We start from the raw sequence: 16,325 nt of genomic DNA, 5'->3' as shown, positions 1-16,325 counted from the left end.
TACTAAGGCTCAGGAGACGAGCCCAAGCGCGCGTTTGACGGGGCCAAAACTGCGGCGATGGTGCTCGGTGGCACCATGCTCGGCCAGCTTTTCGAGATGAAAAGCGGTTGGGTAGCCCTTGTGCTGAGCAAAACCGTACTGCGGGAAGCTGAGATCCAGTTCGGCCATTTCACGATCGCGCGTGACTTTGGCAAGTATTGACGCCGCACTGATTTCTGCCACCCGGCTGTCGCCTTTAACAACCGCCAGCGACGGCATAGGCAACACGGGGCAACGGTTGCCGTCAATCAACACATATTCAGGCACAACATTCAGGCCCGCAACCGCACGCTGCATGGCCAGCATCGTGGCATGCAAAATGTTGATATTGTCGATCTCGTGCGGCTCGGCACGGCCCAGACTCCAGCTTAATGCCTTTTCGACAATTTCGTCATACAGCGCCAGACGGCGTTTTTCAGATAATTTTTTCGAGTCCGCCAGCCCTATAATCGGCTTTGCCGGATCGAGGATCACAGCTGCAGTGACAACGGCGCCGACCAAAGGCCCGCGCCCTACTTCATCCACGCCGGCGACAAGGTGCGTATGCGGGTAAACAAATTCGATCATTGAGCCAGCTCCAGCACGGCGTCCGCCGCCTGCTTGTCCGCATTACAACGGATCTGCTGATGCAAATCCCGGAAGGTGTCATGCATCTGATGGCTGACGGCACCGTCTTCCAGCAGCGGCTCCAGCGCACAGGCAAGCCCGATAGGCTCACATTCATTTTGCAGCAGCTCTTTAACCAGTTCGCGGCCTGCCAGTAAATTTGGCAGGGAAACGTAATCAGTTTTCACCAGCCGCTTCGCCAGCCAGAACGTGAACGGCTTCATGCGATAGCCAACCACCATCGGGCATTTGGCCAACATACATTCAAGCGCAGCCGTGCCGGAGGCCAGAAGCGCCGCGTCACTGGCAATCATCGCTTCACGTGCTTTTCCGTCCAGCAGATGTACATGCAGTTCGGGGGCAATCTCAGCTTTAATCTTTTCGAACTGCTCACGACGCTTTGCATTCACCAGTGGCACCACGACTTCCAGTGCAGGCCAACGCTTGCGAAGCAGTTGCGCTGTTCTGAGGAAGTCTGCGCTAAGCATTTCGACTTCAGCGCCGCGACTGCCGGGCAACAACGCCAGGCATTTTGCATCTGCCGCAATGCCTAACGTCGCACGCGCAGCGTTTTTATCCGGATCGAGCGGCATGGCATCCGCCATGGTATGCCCGATGAAACGACACGGTACATTGAACCGGTCGTAAAACGCTTTTTCGAAAGGCAGAAAAGCCAATACCAGATCGGTCGCTCTGCCAATTTTGAAAACGCGTTTTTGTCGCCATGCCCAAACGGACGGACTGACGTAGTGGATCGTACGGATCCCTTGTTTCTTGAGGTTGCCTTCAAGCGTGATATTGAAATCCGGCGCATCAATGCCGACAAAGACGTCGGGCTGCAGCTCGGTGAAGCGCTTCGTGAGATCGCTGCGGATCTGCAGCAGGCGACGTAAACGGCCAAGCACTTCAACGATGCCCATGACCGCAAGCTCTTCCATTTCATACCAGGCTTCACAACCTTCAGCCTGCATAAGCGGCCCGGCCACGCCAACAAAGCGAGCATCAGGCACGCGAGCTTTCAGTTCGCGAATAAGTCCAGCACCAAGAATATCGCCGGAGGTTTCTCCGGCGACCAGGGCAATCGTAAGGGGACGACCAGGCTTCATTAACGAATCAAACCGCGCGTGGAGCGGGCAAAGAATTCAATAAATGCATTCACTTCCGGATGCTGAGCTGCAATTTCAGCAATTTCCGGTTTCGCCTCTTCAAGCGTCTTGCCGCTGCGATAGAGGATCTTGTAGGCGTTGCGAATAGCGTGCAGCGCTTCTTTGCTGAAACCGCGACGCTTCAGGCCTTCAATGTTCACACCAAACGGCGTCGCATGGTTGCCCTGTGCGATAACGTAAGGTGGAACATCCTGAGCAACGCCGGAACAGCCGCCAACCATCACGTGGGCACCGATGATGCAGAACTGATGCACCGCAGTCATTCCACCGATGATGGCGTGATCCCCGATTTGTACGTGACCCGCAAGCGTTGCGTTGTTCGCGAGGATAACGCGATCGCCAATCTGGCAATCATGCGCAACGTGCGCATTGATCATCAGCAGGTTGTCGCTTCCCACCTTCGTTAATCCAGCATCTTGCACCGTGCCGCGATGGATGGTGACGCTTTCGCGAATGCGGTTGCGGTCGCCAATTTCCACGCGAGTTGGCTCACCCGCATATTTCAGATCCTGGTTAACTTCACCGATAGACGCGAACTGGTAGATCTCATTGTCACGGCCAATTTTGGTGTGACCATTGACGACAACATGAGATTTCAGAACCGTGCCTTCGCCGATTTCAACGTTTGGACCTACGAGACAAAACGGGCCAATGTGAACGTTAGCGCCAATGACGGCACCTTCTTCCACAATAGCGGTTGGATGAATAAAGGCGGACTTATCAATCACGTATTATGCCTCCCGGCTGCGTGCACACATCATGGTCGCTTCGCAGACAATCTTGCCGTCAACAATTGCGACGCCTTTGAAACGCGTCAAACCACGACGAGTTTTCTCAAAGGTCACTTCCATAATCATCTGATCGCCAGGCACAACAGGGCGCTTAAAGCGCGCTTCATCGATGCCAGCAAAGTAATACAGTTCACCCGGCTCAAGTTTACCCACGCTTTTAAATGCAAGAATACCGGTAGCCTGTGCCATCGCTTCCAGGATCAATACGCCCGGGAAAATCGGCTTACCAGGGAAGTGCCCCTGGAAAAACGGCTCATTTACAGAGACATTTTTTACTGCGCGCAGAAAACGACCTTCTTCAAAATCCAGCACGCGATCAACCAGCAAGAACGGATAACGGTGCGGCAGAAGCTCTAAAATCTCTTCAATGTGCAGAGTATGAGTGTCAGTTGTCAAAATACTCTTCCTGTCTAAATATTCTAAATGACAATAATAACACGGCCTGCGGCAATCAAAGAATGCCAGCAGGCCGCAAATCAAAAAGCGCGGCTTACGCTCCAGCCCTAATGGCCGGAAACACGGCAGCGCAGGGAGCAGGCGACGATCAGTCTTGTTGATTGACCTTACGTTCGATGGCTTTCAAGCGTTTGCTCATCTCATCGATGTTCATCACCAGGGCGGCGGTTTTACGCCACGCTTTGTTCGGTTGGAGCGGGATCCCCGAAGAGTAAACTCCCGGTTCAGTGATTGGACGCATCACCATTCCCATTCCTGTCACGGTCACCTTGTCACAGATTTCCATATGGCCGTTGATTACGCTGGCACCACCAATCATGCAGTAACGGCCAATTTTAAGGCTGCCCGCCATGATAACGCCACCCGCAACCGCAGTATTGTCGCCAATCACAACGTTATGTGCAATCTGGCACTGGTTATCAATGATAACACCATTGCCGATGATCGTGTCATCCAGGGCGCCGCGATCGATTGTCGTGCAGGCACCAATTTCAACGCGATCGCCAATAATGACCCGGCCTAGCTGAGGAATTTTCACCCAGTTACCGCGATCGTTAGCGTAGCCAAAACCATCTGACCCAATCACCGTGCTGGACTGAATCAAGCACTGAGCACCGATTTCGATGTTGTGATAGATGGAGACATTGGCCCATAAACGGCTACCCGCGCCGATTTTGGTATTTTTTCCTACAAAGCAGCCAGCGCCGATCACCACGTTATCGCCCAGCTCAACGCCTGATTCGATAACGGCATTTGCGCCGATAGAAACATTTTGACCAAGCCTCGCGGTCGCATCAACAGCTGCGCTTGGCGCAATATTGCTTGCAGGCTGAGGCGTGGTATCAAGAATTTGCGCCATACGGGCATAGGTCAGGTAGGGATTCTTCACTACCAGCGCCGCGCTCTTAGCGTATGGAAGGTCGGCTTCGGTCATCACGACGGCAGAAGCCTGGCAGACAGCCAGCTGTTCACGATAGCGAGGGTTAACCATGAACGTAATGTGGCCAGACTGGGCAGTTTGCATAGATGCAACGCCGGTGATGACGATATCGCCATCACCGTGCAATTCTGCATCCAACTGCTGGGCTAATTCAGCCAGTCGAATTGAAGACATTACTTATTTAACCTGTTTCAGTACGTCTGCAGTGATGTCTTTAACGTCGTTACCTGCGTAAGCAACGGTGTTTGCATCCAGAACAACATCATAGCCTTTATCGTCTGCAACTTTCTTCACAGCGGCCTGGATACGAGTAACCAGTTTGCTGCGCTCTTCGTTGGAACGACGGTTACGATCCTGCTCAAAAGCCTGTGCTTTTTCGGAGAACGACTGGCGCTGAGCCATGACGTCTTTTTCCATTTTGCTGCGATCTGAAGCTTTCATGGTTGAACCATCGCGCTGCAGGCGCTGCATTTTGGATTGCAGATCGTTTTCCATTCCCTGCAGTTCGCTGGCGCGGCCTTTGAACTCATTTTCCAGGGTTTTAGAAACACCGGTATTTTGTGCGACCTGTTGGAACAGGTTGCCCATGTTAACTACTGCGATGCTGGAGGCAGCCTGAGCGCCGGCTGAAGCAACCATAGCAATCCCGAGACCTGCGGCAACTAACCACTTTTTCACTATAAACTCCTTACCATCCCATAGGCGTCCGAAGACACTGTTTTTTTGCGAGCACCTGCCAACTGACTAAACGGCTAACAGGTGCAGCGCCTCACTGCTGTTGCGTTCCATCGCGCAGAACAAATTACCAGGTTTTACCAATGTTAAACTGGAACTGTTCTGCCTTGTCTCCATCATATTTCTTATACGGCTGAGCATAAGAGAAGACCAGCGGCCCCAGAGGCGACATCCACTGCAGCGCAATACCTGCAGACATACGGATGTTACTTGGCGTGCTGTAATCAGGTATACCTGCCGCTCTGGTCGCGTCGGTGTTCTCCCATTTGGTATCCCAAACGGTACCTGCATCAACAAACAGGGAAGTACGAACAGAGTTTGCGTACTTCTCACTCAGGAACGGCGTCGGGGTAATCAGCTCAAGGCTGGCCACACCCATGGCGTTACCGCCCACCGCATCGTTAGAGTTACACACAGTACCAGTGCCACAGTTACGCTGGTTCGGGCCGTAATAAGCGGCTTTTGGACCAATGTTGTTTGACTGGAAACCACGCACGGTGCTGGAACCACCGGCATAGAAGTTCTCGTAGAACGGCAGTTCTTTACCACCCAGACCATCGCCGTAACCCCAACGGGTACGACCCAGCACAACCCACGTATGATTGTCATTGATCGGGAAATAACTCGCCGTATCTAACGTCACTTTGTAGAACTCGTTATCGGAACCCGGAATGGTGACTTTACCATTCAGGTTGACTCGAGAACCATCCGTCGGGAAGTAACCGCGGTCAAGGTTGCTGTATGTCCAACCATAGTTCAGAGTGAAGTCATCTGCCGAGAAACTGTTGTCGTTGGCATTCATAGTTGGGTGCTGACCCACAGAATCCAGGTAGCGCCACATAGCTATCTGCGGCTGCATGTTCGACAGATCGTTATGCACGTAACCCAAACCAAGGCGCAGCGTGTTGTATTCATTCACCGGGAAGCCCAGTGTTGTATCCAGCCCGTAGCTCTTGTTGGTGTAGTCAGACAGGTCCGCGTCATCAGCTTTAAAGTCGTTGAAGAAGATACGACCACCAAGGCTAACACCATCTACCGTAAAGTATGGATCGGTCGCTGACAGTTCCGCGTAGGTCTGGTAATCGTTTTTGGTGCCGCTGATCCCAACCGAGTAGCCTGTACCCAACCAGTTATCCTGCTGAACACCGACCTGGAAGCTCACACCGCTTTCAGTACCGTAGCCAACACCGAAGTTGAAGCTACCGGTGTTACGCTCTTTCACTTTATAGACAACGTCAACCTGATCCGGGCTGCCGGATACGCGCTGGGTGTCCACATCGACGGTCTCGAAGTAACCCAAGCGGTTCAGACGTTCTTTACCGGCATCAACAAGGTTGCTGCCCAGCCACGCCCCTTCCATCTGGCGCATTTCACGGCGCAGAACGGCATCTTTACTGGTGTCGTTGCCTTCGAAGCGGATCTTACGCACGTAGTAACGGTTACCGGAGTCGACGTTAACGTGCAGCTTCACGGTTTTGTCAGCGTCATTAATTTCTGGCTGAGTCTGTACGCGCGGATAAGCGTAGCCATAGCGACCCAGCAGTTTCTTAATGTCGTCTTCCATTTTGGTGACTTTGGTGCCGTTATACAGCTCACCCGGCTGCATCTTAGTCAGGCTTTCAATTTCCGCAGAATGCCCGGCCAGATTGCCTTTCACATCCACGCCGGCGATCTTGTACTGCTCGCCTTCGGTGATGTTGATGGTCACATAAATGCTTTTCTTATCCGGCGTCAGGCTAACCTGCGTGGAGTCAATATTGAAACGCGCATAGCCGCGATCCAGATAGTAGCTACGCAGGGTTTCGAGGTCCCCCGCCAGCTTTTGCTTCTGGTATTTACGATCGCCGACAACGTTCCACCACGGCACTTCATCACGCAGTTGGAAACGGGAGATCAGCTCATCCGTGGTAAACGCGTGGTTACCGACGATGTTGATCTGCTGGATTTTTGCGGAGACGCCTTCCTGGAACACCAGTTTTAGGTCAACACGGTTACGCGGCAGCGGCGTGACGACAGCTTTGACGCTGGCGCTGTACTTCCCGACGCTGTAGTAGAAATCTTCCAGCCCTTTCTCGATGTCGCCCAGGGTCGTGCGGTCGAGGGATTCCCCCACGCGTACCCCTGAAGCTTCAAGGTTCTGCTTCAGCATGTCATCTTTCACCGACTTGTTGCCGGAGAAGGTGATGCTGGCAATGGTTGGACGCTCTTTGACCTGCACAAGCAGCGTATTACCATCACGCAGAACTCGCACATCTTCAAAGTTGCCGGTGGCAAACAGTGAGCGGATTGTATTACTGATATCCTCGTCAGAGACGGTGTCGCCTACGCGAACCGGCATACTGAGGAGGGCCGCACCGACGGCGACTCGCTGCAGGCCTTCGAAATGAATGTCTTTCACCACGAACCCGTCTGCACCGTATACGGTGGCGCTGCTAAACAGCAGCGTCGCTATGAGGAGCTTTTTCATCGCCATCGTTGTTATGCGTTCTTCCTAACCTAATTCTCTCTATAAACGAGAGAAATCATTGAAAAGTGCAAGCCCCATTAATAGCACCAGCAAAATAGAGCCAATGCGATAACTGAAGTCCTGAACTCGCTCGGAAACCGGAGTGCCTTTCAGTTTCTCAACCGCCAAAAAGAGCAGGTGCCCGCCGTCAAGGACGGGAAGAGGAAACAGGTTAATGATCCCTAAGTTGACGCTGATAAGCGCCAGGAACATCAGAAAGTAAATTAACCCATATTCCGCCGACATACCTGCCCCTTGAGCTATGGAGATTGGCCCACTGAGGTTGTTCAGTTTTACATCACCGGTTATTAATTTCCCCAGCATGTTGACCGTCAGCTTCATCAGTTGCCAGGTTTTATCCGTGGCTTCTGCTACAGCGGTAAACGGCCCATACTGACGCACTGTTTTGTACTCGTCGGGCAGCGGGATAATTTTAGGTACTACCCCTGCAAACCCTTCTGCCTTCGCTTTACCCGGTTTTGTATCCGGTATCAGCGTCAAAGACAAGGGGCTCCCCTGTCTTTCAATCTCTAAGGCTAGCGGCTGACCTGGATTGTCACGCACCAGGTTAACAAACTCACTCCATTGAAGGAGTGGCTGACCGTTGACTTTAACGATCCTGTCCCCCGCTTGCAAACCTGCCTTATTGGCCGCGGACTGCGGCTGAACTTCGTCCAGCACGTTTTCAATCTGCGGACCACGGGGCCTGAATCCAAGTGATACGACCGGATCCTGCTTATCAGGCTCAAACTGCCAATGGCTTAGATCAAGGGTGACATCACGCGTTTGATTTGTCCCAAACGGCGCATAAGACACTCTCGCGCTCGCATCGCCAATCTTACCGATTAAAGCTAAACGAACAGCATCCCAATCAGGCGTTTCGATACCATCTATCGCTTTTAGTTCCATGCCGGCGCTAATTTGTGCTTCCGCCGCGATAGAGTTGGGGGTTATTTCACCGATCACTGGACGCAGACTGGGAATGCCAATGATAAACACCAGCCAATAGGCAAAGATAGCGAAGATGAAGTTAGCGATTGGGCCAGCGGCGATAATCGCCGCTCGCTGAGAAACCGTTTTATTGTTAAAAGCAGCATGACGCATCTCCGGCAGCACCGGCTCAACGCGTTCATCCAGCATTTTAACGTAGCCACCCAGCGGGATCAGCGCGATAACAAATTCGGTTCCCTGACGGTCAGTACGACGCCAAAGCGCCTTACCAAACCCGATGGAGAAGCGTTCCACACGAACGCCACAGCGGCGAGCAACCCAAAAATGGCCGAACTCGTGCACAGTAATTAAAACACCCAGTGCAACGATAAACGCAGCCAAATTCCAGAGTATGCTCAACATAAAACCTTCCGTTAAATCGTCCTGAATACCAGAAGCAGCAGACAGGCAAACACCGGCACTGCCGCTGTCAGGCTGTCAATGCGGTCAAGAATACCACCATGTCCCGGGATAAGGTGACCACTATCTTTAATCCCTGCTTCGCGTTTGAACATACTTTCGGTCAAATCACCTAAAACGGAAGCCAGCGCGGCAACAATGGAACAGGTTAGCAGAACAACAGGTGCCACGTTCAAATTCGCCCACATGCCGAACAACAACGAGATGACGGCAGAAGTCGCAAGGCCACCAATAAACCCTTGCCAGGTCTTGCCAGGAGAAACCTTTGGCGCAAGTTTATGCTTGCCAAACATCTTCCCGAAGACATAAGCGCCAGAGTCTGCGCCCCAGACCAGGAACATCACATACAGTAACCAAACAGAGCCGCTGTAGTGGTTAATATCATAATGCCAGCTGCGCAACGCTACCATGCCCCAGAAGAAGGGAACAATGGTCAGCAGGCCAAAGACCAGGCGAAGCGGTTTGGAATTACGCCACAGCGCCGCAGAAGCCGGATAGAACAGAACCAGCAACAGCGCCGCTACCCACCACACTAGCGATGCCCAGAGTGAGAATTCGATTATCGGCAAATGCACCGAATGCCGATACTCCGGCAACGAAATCAGCATGACGGCAAGCAACAGACCACATAGCACCGCCAACCAGACACGTTGCGAACGCGCAACAAAACCGGCGAGTTGCCCCCATTCCCATGCGGCCAGCATACAAATCACCAGCGTAGCAATCGCAAATCCTACTGGCGGAAGCCAAAACAGCGCCGCGATGACAACGGGAATCATAATAAACGCGGAAATCAGGCGATACTTCAGCAAAAGTGACCCCCAACAGGCTTATTCACCACCAGGTGCTGTGCCACCAAAACGACGCTCTCGGTTTGCAAAAGCATTTAGCGCACCTTCAAAGTCTTGTTCATCGAAATCAGGCCAAAGAACATCGGTAAAATAAAGTTCCGCATAGGCAATTTGCCAGATGAGGAAGTTACTGATGCGATGCTCTCCTCCTGTCCTAATTACTAAATCTACGGGAGCCAGCTCATGCATGCAGATCTGCTGACCGAGCAGTTCTTCATCTATCTGATCCGGGCGCAATGAGCCTTCCTGCACCTGCGACGCAAGCTGTCGCACTCCCTGAATGATATCCCAACGCCCGCCATAATTCGCAGCGATATTGAGCGTCAGCCCAGTGTTCTCACTGGTTAATGCTTCAGCTTTTTTGATTCTTTCCTGCAGGCGGAGATTAAATCGGCTGGTATCGCCGATAATACGCAAGCGAACATTATGACGGTGCAGGCTTTTCACCTCACTGTCTAATGCCCAGACGAACAGCTCCATCAACGCGGTCACTTCCTGAGCGGGGCGGTTCCAGTTCTCGCTGCTAAAAGCGTAAAGCGTCAGCGCATCGATACCGTTATTCGCTGCAAAAGTCACAGCGCGGCGTACCGATTTCGCGCCAGCTTTATGACCGAAAACCCTCATTTTACCCTGACGCTTAGCCCATCGGCCGTTGCCATCCATGATGATGGCAACATGGCGGGCGCCATGCGTAGTTAAGGATTCGCTTAATTGTTGATTAGCAGACAACATAACGCGTAATGATTCCCTGAAAAAAATTAAGCGGTACTCAGGAATATTGAAGCCTGGTGCATAAAAAAGCCGTGTTGTGACACGGCTTTCCACTCAACGCTCAGTCACATCTGGCGATTAAGTGGCGCAGACTATATCACTGAAGCACAAAGCGAACAAATGGCGGCACTTCAGCCGGATGAATTATCACCGGCTTGAGAGGTGCATCACTTGTTTCCTGGCGATTTCACGAGCAACAGCGTCCACACTAAGCACTTCATCCACACTTTGTGGATCAGTTAAATTCATTTGATCCAGCACGCTGCGGTTCAGCACTGCGATATCCGTAAATCTGACCTGCTGATTCAGGAACGCCTCAACAACCACTTCGTTTGCCGCATTTAGCGCGGTTGTCGCCGCCTGCCCCTGCGCGCTGGCATCAATGGCTAACTTAAGGCATGGATAGCGCTCAAAATCAGGTTCCATGAAAGTCAGCGAACCGATTTTGCAGAAATCGAGTGGTGTAACACCAGATTCTACGCGCGCGGGGTAAGCCATCGCATGGGCAATAGGCGTACGCATGTCGGGCTCACCAAGCTGAGCCAGCACGCTGCCATCGCGGTAACGAACCATAGAATGAATGACAGACTGAGGGTGAATCAGCACTTCCATTTGTGCAGCTGAAGCGTTGAACAACCAGCGAGCTTCAATGTATTCGAGACCTTTGTTCATCATAGTGGCAGAGTCGACGGAAATCTTACGCCCCATCGACCAGTTCGGGTGGCTGCATGCCTGATCCGGCGTCATCGCCGTCAGGTCTGCATAAGCCGTTTCCCGGAACGGGCCACCCGATCCGGTGAGGATAATAGACGACACGCCATTATCTTCGAGGCTAGCGTATCCCAGGTTACGCTGGATTGTTTCCGGCATACTCTGAAAAATGGCGTTATGTTCGCTATCGATAGGCAACAACTGCGCTTTGCTACGAGCAACCGCTTCCATAAACAAACGCCCGCAGGTAATCAGCGACTCTTTGTTCGCCAGCAGAACCTGCTTACCGGCGGAGATAGCGGCAAGCGTTGAAGACAGCCCTGCCACGCCCACAATAGCAGCCATCACCTGATCCACTTCATCAAGCGTAGCAACTTCGCAAGCGGCCTGCTCACCGGCCAAGACTTCAGTTTTACTCCCCTGCTCTTTCAGGGTACGACGGACTTCCGCCGCCGCAGACTCACTGGCCATGACCGCATACTTCGGCGAGAACGCCAGGCACTGCTCCACCATTTTCCCGACATTAGTGCCCGCAACCAGAGCCGTAACGGCAAATTTTTCAGGATTATGACGAACGACGCTAAGCGTGCTGACGCCAATAGAGCCGGTAGAACCAAGAATAGTGAGCTGCTTCATGAGGTACTCGGGGTCGTAAAATGAAGGATTAATGGCGCAATAGTTTGCGGCGCGGGACGCCCATTGTCTACGCCTTTACTTGACGTTTTTATAAAGCAAAACGCCGCCCGTAAACGCTTCGCGGTGCGCGAGGGCTTACTGGGCGGCGAATTTTCCACAGAAAATGTGGATTAGAACTGCATCAGCTCAGTTTCTTTTTCAGACAGAGCCGCATCCACTTTCTTGATAGCAGCATCAGTCAGCTTCTGCACGTCGTCCTGAGAACGGCGATCGTCATCTTCACTGATCTCTTTGTCTTTCAACAGCGCTTTAACTTTATCGTTAGCGTCGCGGCGAACGTTACGAACAGCCACGCGTGCGCCTTCGGCTTCGCCACGTACCACTTTGATCAGGTCTTTACGACGCTCTTCGGTCAGCGGAGGCAGTGGAACACGGATATCGGTGCCCGCAGAGCTTGGGTTCAGACCAAGGTCAGAGGCCATGATCGCTTTCTCTACCGCCGGGCCCATAGAACGATCGAAGACGTTGATCTTCAGAGTACGGGTATCTTCAACGGTGACGCTGGCCAGCTGGCGCAGCGGCGTTGGTGTGCCGTAGTATTCTACGACGATGCCGTCCAGCAGGCTTGGAGAAGCGCGGCCGGTACGGATTTTGCTGATTTGGTTTTTAAACGCTTCGACGCATTTATCCATACGCACTTCAGCATCTTTTCTGATATCGCTAATCACGTTACGAATCCTTGAAAACTGGTTTAAGGCAGACCACGCTTATTCTCTGCAGCTGCAACGCCGCAGGCTAAGTATAGCCCTGTTTATTCCTGGCTGTAGATAAAGCCAAATCTTACCCTGATTACCGGGCAACTGAAATTATTCAGTAATTAAAGTGCCTTCTTTCTCACCCATTACCACACGACGCAGCGCACCCGGCTTGTTCATGTTGAACACGCGGATCGGCAATTTGTGGTCACGAGCAAGGGTGAACGCGGCAAGATCCATCACTTTCAGCTCTTTATCCAGCACTTCACTGTAGGTCAGCTGATCGTACATGGTTGCAGCAGGATCTTTTGCCGGATCGGCGGTAAACACGCCATCCACTTTAGTGGCTTTCAGTACCACGTCTGCTTCGATTTCGATTCCACGCAGGCAGGCCGCAGAGTCAGTGGTAAAGAACGGGTTACCGGTACCGGCAGACAGGATAACTACGCGGTTAGCGCGCAGCAGGCTGATCGCTTCAGCCCAGCTGTAGTTATCACAAACGCCATTCAATGGAATAGCGGACATCAGGCGGGCGTTCACATAGGCGCGGTGGAGCGCATCGCGCATCGCCAGGCCATTCATTACGGTCGCCAGCATGCCCATGTGGTCGCCCACGACGCGGTTCATGCCGGCTTTAGCCAGGCCCGCACCACGGAATAAATTGCCACCGCCGATTACCACCCCGACCTGAATGCCAAGTTCCACCAGCTCTTTAATTTCCTGAGCCATACGGTCCAGAATACTCGCGTCAATACCAAAGCCTTCTGTGCCTTGCAGAGCTTCGCCGCTCAGTTTGAGCAGAATACGTTTGTAGACGGGTTTTGCATTGGTAGCCATGTTTCTTTCCTGAGAACAGTCAACGAATGGGGGATGGTTAATTCTGGCGACATTCTGTCGCATTTCAGTCTGCTCGCCTAACGGAGCGCTCTGAAATTGTAAGGCTGGATAAAAAGGAACCGCCGGTTGGCGGTTCCTTTTAAACCATTAAGACTGCTTGGACATGGCAGCAACTTCTGCTGCAAAGTCAGTCTCAACTTTCTCGATACCTTCACCCACTTCGAAGCGGATGAAGTTAGTTACGTCAGCATTGTGCTCTTTCAGCAGCTGAGCAACAGTTTTGCTTGGGTCCATAACGAACGGCTGACCAGTCAGAGAAACTTCACCGGTGAATTTCTTCATGCGGCCTTCAACCATTTTCTCTGCGATTTCTTTTGGTTTACCGGACTGCATCGCGATGTCCAGCTGAACCTGGTACTCTTTCTCTACAACTTCTGCAGAAACGTCTTCAGGTTTAACGAACTCAGGCTTGCTTGCAGCGATGTGCATGGCCAGCTGTTTAACCAGCTCTTCATCAGCACCTTTAGCGGCAACCAGAACACCGATACGTGCGCCGTGCTGGTAAGAACCCAGAACTTCGCCTTCCAGGGAAGAAACGCGACGGATGTTGATGTTCTCACCGATTTTAGCAACCAGTGCAACGCGCTCTTCTTCAAACTGCGCTTTCAGAACTTCAACGTCGGTGATTTTACCCGCGACTGCTGCATCCAGAACTTTGTTAGCAAATGCCTGGAAACCGCCGTCTTTAGCAACGAAGTCAGTCTGGCAGTTAACTTCCAGAATCACGCCGTAGTTGCCGTCGATCTTAGTGATGATCACGCCGTCAGCAGCAACGTTGCCTGCTTTTTTAGCCGCTTTGATCGCACCGGATTTACGCATGTTCTCGATTGCCAGCTCAATGTCGCCGTTGGCTTCGGTCAGCGCTTTTTTACAATCCATCATGCCAGCGCCAGTACGCTCACGCAGCTCTTTTACCAGGGATGCGGTAATTTCAGCCATTCTAAAATCCTCGGAGATGTTGCCTGCCCGGCGCATTGGCCAGACGGGCTTAAAAGTGAAAAAGGGGCCATAAAAAGGCCCCTAACCAAACGAGATACTACCTGGTTAAATAAGGGCTTTCCCCTTTATATTTCGAGCCGCAGGTGCGTTACCTTCACTCGCTCATCCTGGTCACTTACTGATGTAAGCTCCCAGGAATTCTCGAGTTTGCCGCCTTCCAGCAACTCGAAATCTCTTGGGGAATCATCAAACCTTATTATTCTGCTTCTACGAAGCTTTCTTCCGCCTGGGAAGCCAGATCCTGAGAACGGCCTTCACGAACGGTTGCAGCTACAGCGCCCAGGTACAGGCTAACAGCACGGATAGCATCGTCGTTACCAGGGATAACGAAATCAACACCGTCCGGATCAGAGTTGGTATCAACGATAGCAAATACTGGGATACCCAGGTTGTTTGCTTCTTTGATAGCGATGTGCTCGTGATCGGCATCGATAACAAACAGTGCGTCCGGCAGGCCGCCCATGTCTTTGATACCGCCCAGGCTGTTTTCCAGCTTGTCCAGCTCACGAGTGCGCATCAGCGCTTCTTTCTTAGTCAGCTTGTCGAAAGTACCGTCTTGAGCCTGAGTTTCCAGGTCTTTCAGACGTTTGATGGACTGACGAACGGTTTTCCAGTTAGTCAGCATGCCGCCCAACCAGCGATGGTTCACGAAGAACTGATCGCAGCTGTTAGCAGCGTCTTTCACCGCTTCGCTTGCAGCGCGTTTAGTACCAACGAAAAGGATTTTGCCTTTGCGAGAAGAAATCTTGTTCAGTTCAGCCAGAGCTTCGTTGAACATTGGTACAGTTTTCTCAAGGTTGATGATGTGAACTTTGTTACGTGCGCCGAAGATGAAAGGCTTCATTTTCGGGTTCCAGTAACGGGTCTGGTGACCGAAGTGAACACCAGCCTTGAGCATGTCGCGCATGGAAACAGTAGCCATGTTTTAAAACCTCTATATAAAGTATGGGGTTATGCCTCCACGTATCCCATATTGCCGACCCCAAAGGGCACCCCGGAATATGTGTCGATACGTGTGTGTTATTTACACAAAGTGAGCGTATTTGGCTGTACCCGAAAAATCGGAATACAGGTCCGGCGCGCTTTATACCATAAATGGCGCCCAGACTCCAATAGTTGTTGCCGTGATACGCACTTGATGATTCTCAATTTTGCAGGGAGACGCCCCCCCTGATACCATTACAGCAACTTCCCTGCTCATTTCATGTCGACGTTATCGACATCTGCGGATCTGATATGGCTATCTCAATTAAGACACCTGAAGAAATCGAAAAAATGCGCGTCGCTGGCCGCCTGGCTGCCGAAGTGCTGGAAATGATCGAATCCCACGTTAAACCGGGCATTACCACCGGCGAGCTGGATCGCATCTGTAATGATTACATCGTGAATGAACAGCAGGCTATTTCCGCTTGTCTGGGCTATCACGGCTTCCCAAAATCCGTCTGTATCTCTATCAACGAAGTGGTTTGCCACGGCATTCCAGATGATGAAAAAGTGCTGAAAGACGGTGATATCGTCAATATCGACGTAACCGTTATCAAAGACGAATACCACGGCGACACCTCTAAGATGTTCATCGTAGGCAAGCCGACGATTCTCGGCGAACGCCTGTGCCGCATCACCCAGGAAAGCCTGTATCTCGCGCTACGCATGGTGAAACCGGGCATCCGCCTGCGCACGCTCGGCGCAGCAATCCAGAAGTTTGTTGAAGCAGAAGGTTTCTCCGTCGTACGTGAGTACTGTGGCCACGGCATTGGTCGCGTATTCCATGAGGAACCTCAGGTACTTCACTATGACGCAGATGACGGCGGCGTAGTGCTTCAGCCGGGCATGACCTTCACCATTGAACCGATGGTTAACGCCGGTGATTACCGCATTCGTACTATGAAAGACGGCTGGACGGTGAAAACCAAAGATCGCAGCTTGTCTGCTCAATACGAGCATACTATTGTGGTGACGGAGAACGGCTGCGAGATTATGACCCTGCGTAAAGATGACACCATCCCGGCAGTGATTTCGCATAACGAATGATGCCCTGACGTCAGTCAGCAATCTA

At 52.1% G+C, this 16,325-nt stretch carries 16 protein-coding genes; 1 reads left to right on the top strand and 15 read right to left on the bottom strand.

All coding sequences use genetic code 11. The annotated features are described in order from the left end of the window. Positions 1-9: 9 nt before the first annotated feature. From rnhB to rpsB, 15 genes are all read right to left on the bottom strand, one after another. Positions 10-606: a ribonuclease HII gene (rnhB, locus tag AAIE02_RS00135; RefSeq protein WP_008456948.1), complete on the bottom strand. Its 597-nt coding sequence runs from the start codon at positions 604-606 to the stop codon at positions 10-12. Then, the gene (gene lpxB, locus AAIE02_RS00130; RefSeq protein WP_008456946.1) at positions 603-1,751 is read right to left on the bottom strand and encodes a lipid-A-disaccharide synthase; all 1,149 of its coding nucleotides are present in this window, start codon (positions 1,749-1,751) and stop codon (positions 603-605) included. The genes rnhB and lpxB overlap by 4 nt, the downstream gene beginning before the upstream one ends. Beyond that, complete coding sequence (lpxA, locus tag AAIE02_RS00125) at positions 1,751-2,539, bottom strand: acyl-ACP--UDP-N-acetylglucosamine O-acyltransferase (RefSeq protein ID WP_008456945.1); 789 nt, start codon at positions 2,537-2,539, stop codon at positions 1,751-1,753. The genes lpxB and lpxA overlap by 1 nt, the downstream gene beginning before the upstream one ends. Positions 2,540-2,542: 3 nt before the next feature. Next, on the bottom strand, positions 2,543-2,998 hold the full coding sequence (gene fabZ, locus AAIE02_RS00120) for a 3-hydroxyacyl-ACP dehydratase FabZ (RefSeq protein ID WP_039290428.1): 456 nt from the start codon (positions 2,996-2,998) through the stop codon (positions 2,543-2,545). 148 nt (positions 2,999-3,146) lie between these two features. Then, positions 3,147-4,172 carry a UDP-3-O-(3-hydroxymyristoyl)glucosamine N-acyltransferase gene (gene lpxD, locus AAIE02_RS00115; RefSeq protein WP_008456942.1) on the bottom strand — a complete coding sequence of 342 codons (1,026 nt, stop codon included), beginning with the start codon at positions 4,170-4,172 and terminating at the stop codon, positions 3,147-3,149. Between the two features lie 3 nt (positions 4,173-4,175). Next, positions 4,176-4,676: a molecular chaperone Skp gene (skp, locus tag AAIE02_RS00110; protein ID WP_008456940.1), complete on the bottom strand. Its 501-nt coding sequence runs from the start codon at positions 4,674-4,676 to the stop codon at positions 4,176-4,178. A gap of 124 nt (positions 4,677-4,800) precedes the next feature. Then, the gene (bamA, locus tag AAIE02_RS00105) at positions 4,801-7,206 is read right to left on the bottom strand and encodes an outer membrane protein assembly factor BamA (protein ID WP_008456939.1); all 2,406 of its coding nucleotides are present in this window, start codon (positions 7,204-7,206) and stop codon (positions 4,801-4,803) included. Positions 7,207-7,239: 33 nt separating this feature from the next. Beyond that, complete coding sequence (gene rseP, locus AAIE02_RS00100; protein ID WP_008456937.1) at positions 7,240-8,592, bottom strand: sigma E protease regulator RseP; 1,353 nt, start codon at positions 8,590-8,592, stop codon at positions 7,240-7,242. Between the two features lie 11 nt (positions 8,593-8,603). Then, positions 8,604-9,461, bottom strand: a complete 858-nt coding sequence (gene cdsA, locus AAIE02_RS00095) for a phosphatidate cytidylyltransferase (protein ID WP_008456935.1) — start codon at positions 9,459-9,461, stop codon at positions 8,604-8,606. 18 nt (positions 9,462-9,479) lie between these two features. Continuing rightward, positions 9,480-10,232 carry a (2E,6E)-farnesyl-diphosphate-specific ditrans,polycis-undecaprenyl-diphosphate synthase gene (ispU, locus tag AAIE02_RS00090; protein WP_498532637.1) on the bottom strand — a complete coding sequence of 251 codons (753 nt, stop codon included), beginning with the start codon at positions 10,230-10,232 and terminating at the stop codon, positions 9,480-9,482. Positions 10,233-10,418: 186 nt separating this feature from the next. After that, positions 10,419-11,618 (bottom strand): 1-deoxy-D-xylulose-5-phosphate reductoisomerase, encoded by a 1,200-nt coding sequence (gene ispC / locus AAIE02_RS00085; RefSeq protein WP_498531763.1) that lies wholly within the window; start codon positions 11,616-11,618, stop codon positions 10,419-10,421. A 170-nt stretch (positions 11,619-11,788) separates the two neighbouring features. Next, entirely contained in the window at positions 11,789-12,346 is a 558-nt protein-coding gene (frr, locus tag AAIE02_RS00080; RefSeq protein ID WP_008456929.1) for a ribosome recycling factor, read from the bottom strand. A gap of 138 nt (positions 12,347-12,484) precedes the next feature. Next, positions 12,485-13,210, bottom strand: coding sequence for a UMP kinase (gene pyrH, locus AAIE02_RS00075; RefSeq protein WP_008456928.1), 726 nt, complete (start codon positions 13,208-13,210; stop codon positions 12,485-12,487). A gap of 147 nt (positions 13,211-13,357) precedes the next feature. Then, positions 13,358-14,209: a translation elongation factor Ts gene (tsf, locus tag AAIE02_RS00070; RefSeq protein ID WP_008456925.1), complete on the bottom strand. Its 852-nt coding sequence runs from the start codon at positions 14,207-14,209 to the stop codon at positions 13,358-13,360. Between the two features lie 256 nt (positions 14,210-14,465). Next, a complete protein-coding gene (gene rpsB / locus AAIE02_RS00065; RefSeq protein ID WP_008456923.1) occupies positions 14,466-15,191 on the bottom strand; it encodes a 30S ribosomal protein S2 in 726 nt (241 codons plus the stop codon). A 314-nt stretch (positions 15,192-15,505) separates the two neighbouring features. Here rpsB and map point away from each other — a divergent pair, with 314 nt between their 5' ends. Beyond that, the gene (gene map, locus AAIE02_RS00060) at positions 15,506-16,300 is read left to right on the top strand and encodes a type I methionyl aminopeptidase (RefSeq protein ID WP_039300527.1); all 795 of its coding nucleotides are present in this window, start codon (positions 15,506-15,508) and stop codon (positions 16,298-16,300) included. The last annotated feature ends 25 nt before the right edge of the window (positions 16,301-16,325 follow it).

The sequence above is a fragment of the Cedecea sp. Ae19-4 genome, assembly GCF_059801165.1.
Note: the sequence above shows the minus strand (reverse complement) of the source record. Positions and strands in the feature narration are given on the sequence as shown.

Coding starts and splice junctions, on each gene's coding strand:
- rnhB (WP_008456948.1), bottom strand. CDS start 606: ATGATCGAATTTGTTTACCCGCATACGCACCTTGTCGCCGGCGTGGAT.
- lpxB (WP_008456946.1), bottom strand. CDS start 1,751: ATGAAGCCTGGTCGTCCCCTTACGATTGCCCTGGTCGCCGGAGAAACC.
- lpxD (WP_008456942.1), bottom strand. CDS start 4,172: ATGTCTTCAATTCGACTGGCTGAATTAGCCCAGCAGTTGGATGCAGAA.
- bamA (WP_008456939.1), bottom strand. CDS start 7,206: ATGGCGATGAAAAAGCTCCTCATAGCGACGCTGCTGTTTAGCAGCGCC.
- rseP (WP_008456937.1), bottom strand. CDS start 8,592: ATGTTGAGCATACTCTGGAATTTGGCTGCGTTTATCGTTGCACTGGGT.
- ispU (WP_498532637.1), bottom strand. CDS start 10,232: ATGTTGTCTGCTAATCAACAATTAAGCGAATCCTTAACTACGCATGGC.
- ispC (WP_498531763.1), bottom strand. CDS start 11,618: ATGAAGCAGCTCACTATTCTTGGTTCTACCGGCTCTATTGGCGTCAGC.
- pyrH (WP_008456928.1), bottom strand. CDS start 13,210: ATGGCTACCAATGCAAAACCCGTCTACAAACGTATTCTGCTCAAACTG.
- tsf (WP_008456925.1), bottom strand. CDS start 14,209: ATGGCTGAAATTACCGCATCCCTGGTAAAAGAGCTGCGTGAGCGTACT.
- rpsB (WP_008456923.1), bottom strand. CDS start 15,191: ATGGCTACTGTTTCCATGCGCGACATGCTCAAGGCTGGTGTTCACTTC.
- map (WP_039300527.1), top strand. CDS start 15,506: ATGGCTATCTCAATTAAGACACCTGAAGAAATCGAAAAAATGCGCGTC.